Source organism: Streptomyces cadmiisoli (genome assembly GCF_003261055.1).
GTDB classification, from domain to species: Bacteria; Actinomycetota; Actinomycetes; order Streptomycetales; family Streptomycetaceae; genus Streptomyces; species Streptomyces cadmiisoli.
In genome coordinates this window covers 1,722,992-1,731,543 of the sequence record NZ_CP030073.1, presented here as the reverse complement: position 1 = coordinate 1,731,543, position 8,552 = coordinate 1,722,992, and the positions used below count along the sequence as shown (strand labels likewise).

General features: G+C 71.5%; 8 protein-coding genes. 4 read left to right on the top strand and 4 right to left on the bottom strand.

Going from position 1 to position 8,552, the window contains the following annotated elements; genetic code table 11:
• Positions 1–10: 10 nt before the first annotated feature.
• Both DN051_RS07115 and DN051_RS46390 read right to left on the bottom strand, forming a co-directional pair.
• On the bottom strand, positions 11–1,186 hold the full coding sequence (locus tag DN051_RS07115; RefSeq protein ID WP_112438272.1) for a serine/threonine-protein kinase: 1,176 nt from the start codon (positions 1,184–1,186) through the stop codon (positions 11–13).
• Between the two features lie 233 nt (positions 1,187–1,419).
• A complete protein-coding gene (locus DN051_RS46390) occupies positions 1,420–1,557 on the bottom strand; it encodes a hypothetical protein (protein ID WP_246040940.1) in 138 nt (45 codons plus the stop codon).
• Positions 1,558–2,257: 700 nt separating this feature from the next.
• Here DN051_RS46390 and panD point away from each other — a divergent pair.
• The 3 genes from panD to DN051_RS07095 are packed head-to-tail and all read left to right on the top strand — an operon-like array spanning position 2,258 to position 3,710.
• Entirely contained in the window at positions 2,258–2,677 is a 420-nt protein-coding gene (panD, locus tag DN051_RS07105) for an aspartate 1-decarboxylase (RefSeq protein ID WP_053762555.1), read from the top strand.
• A 23-nt stretch (positions 2,678–2,700) separates the two neighbouring features.
• Positions 2,701–3,045 carry a GNAT family N-acetyltransferase gene (locus DN051_RS07100; RefSeq protein ID WP_112438270.1) on the top strand — a complete coding sequence of 115 codons (345 nt, stop codon included), beginning with the start codon at positions 2,701–2,703 and terminating at the stop codon, positions 3,043–3,045.
• A 17-nt stretch (positions 3,046–3,062) separates the two neighbouring features.
• Positions 3,063–3,710, top strand: a complete 648-nt coding sequence (locus DN051_RS07095) for an aspartate/glutamate racemase family protein (protein WP_112438269.1) — start codon at positions 3,063–3,065, stop codon at positions 3,708–3,710.
• 647 nt (positions 3,711–4,357) lie between these two features.
• On the opposite strand, the gene gndA is transcribed toward DN051_RS07095, so the two are convergent.
• Positions 4,358–5,797 carry an NADP-dependent phosphogluconate dehydrogenase gene (gndA, locus tag DN051_RS07090; protein WP_112438268.1) on the bottom strand — a complete coding sequence of 480 codons (1,440 nt, stop codon included), beginning with the start codon at positions 5,795–5,797 and terminating at the stop codon, positions 4,358–4,360.
• Positions 5,798–6,180: 383 nt separating this feature from the next.
• Between gndA and DN051_RS07085 the strand changes: the two genes are divergently transcribed.
• Entirely contained in the window at positions 6,181–7,356 is a 1,176-nt protein-coding gene (locus DN051_RS07085; protein WP_112438267.1) for a transglycosylase family protein, read from the top strand.
• Here the strand turns inward: DN051_RS07085 and DN051_RS07080 are convergent.
• The gene (locus DN051_RS07080) at positions 7,346–8,476 is read right to left on the bottom strand and encodes a DMT family transporter (protein WP_112438266.1); all 1,131 of its coding nucleotides are present in this window, start codon (positions 8,474–8,476) and stop codon (positions 7,346–7,348) included. The two genes, DN051_RS07085 and DN051_RS07080, sit on opposite strands and share 11 nt — an antisense overlap.
• Positions 8,477–8,552: the final 76 nt, after the last annotated feature.

Here is an 8,552-nt window from a genome sequence, read left to right as displayed (position 1 = left end):
AACGCAGGAGTCACAGAACGGGATCGGCGGCATACAACGCGCGCAGCTCGTCCGCGATCCGCTTCGACGCCAAGGGGCGTCCTCGGGCCGCGCCGGCCTTCGGAGGGTCGCTCCGCCTTCCGGACCCCAAAGTCGGCTTGGGCAGGAGAACCTCAGACTCTTCTGGCTCCCGCTCCGGTTCGTCGGCTTCGGCCTGTGAAGCCCGCGGCGGGTCGTCGAGCGGGCTCACAGGTTCACTGTTCTCGACAAGATCAGCCTGCTCGTGGATGAGCTTCTCGAACGGCACCGTCGGCGGCTCACCAGGGGACGACGGAGCCTCGCCCCCCTTGGTGTGGGCGATCAGCGCGAGCCGGGCAGCCGCCGGTGTCACTCCGGAGTCTGAGAGGACCCTCGCGCACGCTTCGGAGACCGCTGGCAGAGTCGGCCGCTCCTCCGGCGCGTGGGCGAGCATCGACTCCAGCAGAGGCACCAGCGGCGTAGGCACACCAGAGAGATCGGGAGCGATCTCGGGATTGGTGACTTGTGCCGCGATTGCTTCCCAGCGTGATCCGTCGTACGGATAGTGGCGGGCCGCCGCGTACAGCAGGACCGTGCCCAGCGCGTACACGTCTGCCGCGGGTGACACCTGTGGATGGCCGCCGGCCTGCTCCGGAGGCATGCACCGGACGGTGCCGATGATCATGCCGCTGTGTGACAGCGTCTCCTGAGAGGAGTCCATGAACGCGCCCAGACCGAAGTCGATGATCATCGGGCCGTCATCACCCAGGATGACGTTCTGCGGCTTCAGGTCTCGATGGAGCAACCCCGCGGCGTGGACTGCCGACAAGCCTTCGGCGAGCAACGCCCCGAGGCTGGCCGCCAGCGGCAGCGGAAGTACACCGTCGCTGTCCACGCAGGCCAGCAGCGTGCGACCGGCTACGTACTCCATGGCCAGCCAAGGCCGGTCTGCGTAAGGATCCGCGTCCAGGAAGCGGGCCACCCGGTTCGTGCCGATCACCGTGCGGGCGATCAACGCCTCCTTCTCGAAGCGCGCACGCGTCAGCGGATCGAGCTTGTCGTTGCGAATCACCTTCACCGCGACCGGATCACCTGCGGGCGTGTAGGCGAGATAGACCTCACCCATCCCGCCCGAGCCGAGCTCCCGCGCCACCGTGTACCGGCCGATCCGCGTGGGCACCCCGCTCATCCGCACCGACTCACCTTTCCACCGCGCCTCACCCGATCGGCGCTCTTGCCCGCCACACTCTAATCGGCCAAGAGGTCAGTCTGAGGTGCTTTCATCCTGATCAGGACACCGAGCAACGCGATGCAAGCCGAAACCGGCCGTGAGGAAGTCAGGGCACCGTGATCTCCAGCAGCCGGTGCGTCGACGACTCCTGGGTGTCTGTGAGTCCGGGGCCGACAAGAAACTGCCCGCTTCTAATGGATCTTCTGCTGTTCCAGCCACTTGAAGACCTCGGCCTTCTTGTACAGGACCTTGGCATTCCTGCCTCGGCCGAGCTTGTAGCCCTTCAAGCCCAGTTTCGATGCCTCCCTGTAGACCCAGCTCGTGGACATATTGAGCATCGCAGCGACCTCATAGGTGTCCATAAGGACGGGCTCGACGCTTCGGCGCCTGCGCGACGATTCGATATCGGTGCGGGTCTCGTCGGGGTGCGACTGCGGTCCCACGGGCAAGATGACTCCTTGAGGCTGGCCTGAGCTGATCGCGGCAGCGGTTCGCGCTCTGCTCTGGTCGAATTCCAAACGTCCTTGACAACCGCCCTGTGCCACCGCCAGGAGTCACCGGACGAGCCACAGCCATGGTCGTGAGAATCGCCGGTTTGGCTAACCGGCGATCCGCCGCTATGTTGCCGCGCTGCTTCGGCCACTCAGACTTATGGAGCTGTGGGCGCCTCCTCCTCTGAGACGGGATACGAGGGGCCTGTGCCAGCTGACCCATGGCGGCGCGTGGTCCGGCTTCCGGTCGAGCGCCTTCGCTCCTGACTGCCATCCAGACCGTCCGCGTGACGGTGATCACGGACGTCCTTCGGGGGGTGCTGCGTAGGCTTGGGCCGTCGCCACGGTGGGGTCCGCGAGAGTGGGCGAAGCCCTCCTCCAGTCAACTGACGGGGCGTCAGGAAAGTCAGCAAGTGGTCAGCATGAGTCCTCAAAAACGCAGGGAAAGCTGCCCGAACATGCGACTCGTTGTAGGGTGTCGAAACAGCCCTTGACCTGCAAAAACGCAGGCAGGGAGCCTACTTGTGGGAGTGCCCCGATGTTGCGTACAATGTTCAAATCCAAGATCCACCGCGCCACCGTCACCCAGGCCGACCTGCACTACGTGGGATCCGTGACCATCGACGCCGATCTGCTGGACGCCGCCGATCTGCTGCCCGGTGAGCTCGTGCACATCGTCGACGTCACCAACGGCGCCCGGCTGGAGACCTATGTCATCGAGGGCGAGCGGGGATCCGGTGTCGTCGGCATCAACGGTGCCGCGGCCCACCTGGTACACCCCGGCGATCTTGTGATCATCATCAGTTACGCTCAGGTCACCGACGCCGAGGCGCGGGCGCTGGAGCCGAGGGTCGTGCATGTGGACCGCGACAACCGGATCGTGGCGCTGGGTGCCGACCCGTCCGCGCCGGTACCCGGCTCGGACCAGCAACGCAGCCCCCAGGCCGTGTCGGCCTGACCCTCGCACCCAGGAGCGTGCCCATGAGCGACATCGAGATCCGCGACGACCGGGCGGCCGGCCGCCTGGAGGCCTTCGGCGGCGACGAGGTCGTCGGCCACATCGCCTACTTCGTCCTCGACGCACCCGAGCGCGCCCTGGTGCCGGTGCACACCATCGTGGAGCCGGCCCACGAGGGCAAGGGCATCGCGGGTTCGCTGGCGCGCGAGCTGTACGCCATCGCCGAGCGCGAGGGCGTCACCGTGGCGCCCCTGTGCCCGTACGTCGTCAAGTGGGCCGAGCGTCACCCGGACGTGGCCCCGGCGGCCGACCCCGAGCTGCTGCGCGCGGCGAAGACGTGGCTGGCGGCCCACCCCGAGATGTTCTGAGCGGGGCGGGCGTCCGCATGCTCGCACTGCTGCACACCTCACCGGTCCACGTGCCGGTCTTCGACGCGCTGCGCGACGAGGAGCACCCGGGTCTGGAACTGCGGCACCTCGTCCACGAGGACCTGCTGACCCGGGCCCGGTGCGACGGCCCGTCGTCGGTGGCCGACGACGTGCGGGCCGTGCTCGGCCGGGCCGCCGCGGACGGTGCCCGGGCGGTGCTGTGCACCTGCTCCACCCTCGGCGGCGTCGCGGAGTCGGCCGGTCCCGAGGCCGGGATCCCGGTGCTGCGGGTCGACCGGCCGATGGCCGCCGCCGCGGTGGCCGCCGGACCCAGGGTCGTCGTCCTCGCCGCGCTCGGCAGCACGCTCGGCCCGACGGTGTCGCTGGTCGAGGAGGAGGCCCGGCGCGCCGGGCGCCCCGTAGAGGTGCGCACCCTGGTCGTCGAGGGTGCCTGGGCCCGCTTCGAGGCGGGTGACGGCGAGGGATACGTGCGTCTGGTGGCCGACGCCGTGCGCACCGTCACCGACGCCGACTCGATCGTCCTCGCCCAGGCCTCGATGGCGGCGGCACAGCACGTCGCGCAGGTCGCGGTGCCGGTCCTGTCCAGTCCTCGGCCGGGTCTGGCGGCGGCGGCGCGGGCGGTGGCTCCGGCGTCGGCACGCTGACGCGTCCGCCGGTGCGGTGGGGCGGACACCGTGTCCGACGTGGATCCGGTCGTTCGCGCCTTGGTCGTCGGGCACGTGGCCCTGCAAACTCGCCCGTCACCCGGTGCCGTATATCTGTCCCCCCTCCGGCCGGCGCGCGGACCAGCCGACGTGCTGACCCGGCAGCCCGGCCGGCGCCGGCCCTGGTCACACAGCGGCTCCGGCGGGTGACTGGCGGCACGGTACGCCGGGTACGCGGGGAGTAGTCCAGAGCGGACGTTCACCTCTGGCCGGAGGACACGATGACCAATCCGTATCCCGACCCGGTACCACCCGGGCCCACCCCGGGGCCCGCTCCGGGACCTCCCCCGGAGCCCCCGGACCCGGTGCCCACCCCGCAGCCGGGCCCGGCGCCCGAACCACCCGCGCCGCCCCCGGCCCCGCCGCCGCCCGGCCCGCAGCCCGTCCCGGAGCCCGACCCGTCCCCGATCCCGCCGGGACCGGAGCCGGTGCCGAACCCCGAGCCGGGGCCCCCGCTGACCTGACCGGTCCGTACGACCGGGCCGGGCGATCACGGCCCATCAACCGAGGACCGGCGCACGACCGGCATACGAACGGGGTGGGCGGTCACGGGACCGCCCACCCCGTTCGTCCGGACCGGACCGGCTCTAGGCCGACACCTCCGAGCGGTCCCCGCCCCAGAGCGTGTGGAACGAGCCGTCGCGGTCGGTGCGCCGGTAGGTGTGCGCGCCGAAGAAGTCACGCTGGCCCTGGGTCAGCGCGGCCGGCAGCCGCTCGGCGCGCAGCGCGTCGTAGTACGCCAGGGCCGCGGAGAAGCCCGGCGTCGGGACGCCCTGCCGGGTGGCGGCGACGAGCACCTCGCGCCAGTCGTCCTGGGCCGCCGCGATCTCCTGGGCGAACGTCTCGTCCGACAGCAGGCTCGGCAGGTCCGGCCGGGCGTCGTACGCGGCGCGGATGCGGTCCAGGAAGGCCGCGCGGATGATGCAGCCGCCGCGCCAGATGGAGGCGATCCGCCCCAGGTCGACGTTCCAGTCGTACTGCTCGCTGCCCGCGGCGATCTCGTGGAAGCCCTGGGTGTACGACACGATCTTGGAGGCGTACAGCGCCTGCTCCACCCGGTCGGCGAACGCCGCGGCCTCCGCCTTGTCCAGCGGCGAGGCCTTCGGACCGGCCAGCCCGCGGGACGCCTCGCGCAGCCCGGCGTGCCCGGACAGCGAGCGGGCGAAGACCGCCTCCGCGATCCCGGAGACCGGCACGCCCATGTCCAGCGCGATCTGCACGGTCCAGCGGCCGGTGCCCTTCTGCTCCGCCTGGTCCTGCACCACGTCCACGAACGGCTTGCCGGTCGCCGCGTCGACGTGCGAGAGCACCTCGGCGGTGATCTCGATCAGGTACGAGTCGAGCCGGCCGGTGTTCCAGGTGCGGAAGATCTCCGCGATCTCGGCGGGCGAGTACCCGGCGACGTCGCGCAGCAGCTGGTAAGCCTCGCCGATCAGCTGCATGTCGGCGTACTCGATGCCGTTGTGCACCATCTTCACGAAGTGCCCGGCTCCGTCCGGACCCACGTGCGTCACGCACGGCGCCCCGTCGCCCGCCTTCGCGGAGATCTTCTCCAGCATGGGGCCCAGGGACTCGTACGACTCCTTCGAACCGCCCGGCATGATGCTGGGCCCGTGCAGCGCGCCCTCCTCACCGCCGGAGATGCCGGTGCCGACGAAGTGGATGCCCTGCTCGCGCAGCTCCTTCTCCCGGCGCCGGGTGTCCGCGAAGTGCGCGTTGCCACCGTCAATGATCATGTCACCCGGTTCGAGGAGCGGGGCGAACTCCTGGATCACCGCGTCGGTCGGCTCGCCCGCCTTGACCATGATGACCAGGCGCCGGGGCCGCTCCAGAGCAGCCACGAAGTCCTTGGCGGTCTCGGCCCCGACGAACTCGCCCTCGCTGCCGAACTCCTCGACCAGCGCGTGCATCCGGGACGGCGTCCGGTTGTGCACGGCGACCGTGTAGCCGTTGCGGGCGAAGTTGCGGGCGAGGTTGCGGCCCATGACCGCGAGACCCGTGACGCCGATCTGGGCTGAAGTGCTCATTCCGCCTGCTCCTCAAGGGGGTCCAGTGGATCCCTTAGATCGTGCATCGGTGATGCCGATGCGTGTTCGATGGTGCTGATCGGTATTCCGGTGGTGCTGATGGGCGAGTCGGTACCGCCGGTGTTCGAGGGCGGTGCCGGTCGTTCCGCCAGTATCACCCCCCGGCCATCCTGACGTGCCGCTACTCCGTCCGCATGTCCGGCCCCGACGGCACCAGGTACGTACGGACGGGCCGAAGTGCCTCACCGTGGCGGTGTTCGAACCGGCCAACGGGGGTGCGTTCCGCGCCACTTGCCCTGACCGGGCGGCTGATTGCCGTCTTGTCATGGCCTGTTCGCTGACCCTACTTTTGGCCCACCTGACACATGTCGAGGGGGCACTTCATGGCCGTACGCGGCCGGCACCGCCGGTATCAGCCGAACAGGATCAACCGCGCCTCGCTCTCCGTCACGGCGGGCGGCGCCGGAATGGCCCTCCCGTTCGTCGGCGCCGGTGCCGCGCAGGCGGCCGACGTGGAGACCTGGGACAAGGTCGCCGCGTGCGAGTCGACCAACGACTGGAACATCAACACCGGCAACGGCTACTACGGCGGCCTCCAGTTCACCCGGTCCACCTGGGAGGCCTTCGGCGGCACGGCCTACGCCCCCCGCGCCGACCTGGCCACCAAGGACCAGCAGATCGCCGTCGCGGAGAAGGTGCTCGACGGGCAGGGGCCCGGGGCCTGGCCGGTCTGCTCCGAGCGGGCCGGACTCACCCGCGGCGGCGAGGATCCCGACATCCGCCCCGGCGGCGACTCCACCCGCACCGCCCGGACCTCGGTCACCGACGTGCAGCCGCAGACCACGCCCCAGTCGCGGGCCGGCACCGTCGAGATGTACACCGTCGTCCGCGGCGACACCCTCTCCACCATCGCCGAGGAGCGGCGCCTCACCGGCGGCTGGCAGCGGCTGTACGACGGCAACCGCAGGACGATCGGCGCGGACCCCGACCTGATCCTGCCCGGCCAGCGCCTGAACCTGCGGGGCAAGGCCGCGCCCGCCGAAGCCCCCGCGCCGAGCACGTCGAGCGCTTCGGGCACGCGGACCGAGCCGAGACCCGAGCCGAAGCCGGAGGCGGAGGCGGAGCGGACCGCGGCGGACGGTGACCGGCGCGGCGGCGCTCTCGTGGCCCCCGTCAGCGGCTCCCTGGGCACGTCCTACCGGGCGACCGGCTCCAGCTGGTCGAAGGGCTACCACACCGGCGTCGACTTCCCCGTGGCCACCGGCACCTCCGTGAAGGCCGTCGGGGACGGCCGGGTCGTCAGCGCCGGCTGGGGCGGCTCCTTCGGCTACGAGGTGGTCGTCCGGCACGCGGACGGCCGGTACACGCAGTACGCGCACCTGTCGGCGATCTCCGTGAAGGCGGGCCAGTCGGTGGGCGCAGGGCAGCGCATCGGACGGGCGGGGTCCACGGGCAACAGCACGGGCCCGCATCTGCACTTCGAGGTGCGGACCGGGCCCGGCTTCGGTTCGGACGTCGACCCGGTGGCGTACCTCCGGGCCGGAGGGGTCAGAATCTGACCCCGACGCGGCGCCTGTCCATCCCCGGGAAGGGGATGTAGGACGCGCCGTGCAGAGAGGCGTGGTACGGCGCGGTGCCGCCCGCCGGGTCGACGGGCGTGCCGTCGGTGTCCTGCCGGGCGGCGGGGCTCGGCAGGAAGACGTCCTTGTGGCGGTCGGCCGGGGCGCCGTCGACGGGCCGGTGCTCGTGGAGCGCGACGACTTCGCGCACGGGGCCGGACGGGATCGCGGGGGCGGCGATGCCGGGCAGCTGCCCGGTGAGGGGCTCCGGCAGCGGCCGGGGGTCCTCGGACTGCCGGACGCGCTCGGTCGTCAGCAGGACCAGGCCGCTCGCCGCCACCACGCCGCAGGCCAGGGCGAGCAGGGCGCCCGTCGCGCCGTAGCGGAAGGACTCGCCGAACATCGTGATGCCCACCGCGGCGGCCACCACCGGGTTCACCACCGTCAGCGTGGCCAGCGGGGCCGCGAGACCGGCGCCGCGGTAGGACGCCTGGGACAGCAGCAGGCCGGCGACGGCGAAGACGCCGATGGCCGCCAGCGACGGCAGGTCCGCCGTCGAGACCCCGCCGGTCCAGTCGACCGCGACCGTCTTGGTGAACACCGAGGACATCCCGAACGCGGTGCCCGACGCGGTCGCGAGCAGCAGGGCCCGGCTCACGGGACGGTGCCGGGCCGCGCGCGCCATGAGCATCAGCGCCACGACGGCACCCGCCGTCGCCGCGAAGAGAGCGGTCTGCTGACCGCCGTCCAGGGACCGTGAGCCGGACGTGCCGACCAGGGAGAGCAGACCCGCGAGGCCCACGGTCGCCATCACGGCGCCCCGCCGGGCGGTCGTCCCGGCCTTGCGGCCCACGAACAGCGCCGCCATCGGCAGCGCGAACACGATCGTCAGGGCGCCGAGCGGCTGGACCACGCTCAGCGGGCCGTAGGCGAGGGCCGCCACGTGCAGCAGACCGCCGAGGCCGTTCAGGCCCACCGCGGCCCACCACCCGGGCCGCCGCATCGGAGCGTACTGACCGTCCGCCGACGACACCGCGACGCGCTCCTGCACGATCGCTCCGCCCGCGTACGCGACGGCGGAGACGAGGGACAGAAGCACGGACAACGCGAGGGCGCTCATGAGCTGCTCCTCTGCGTGGGGCGGGAGCGCCGGGGCCGGCGCGGCGAACGGTCCTCTTCCATGGCCAACACAATGC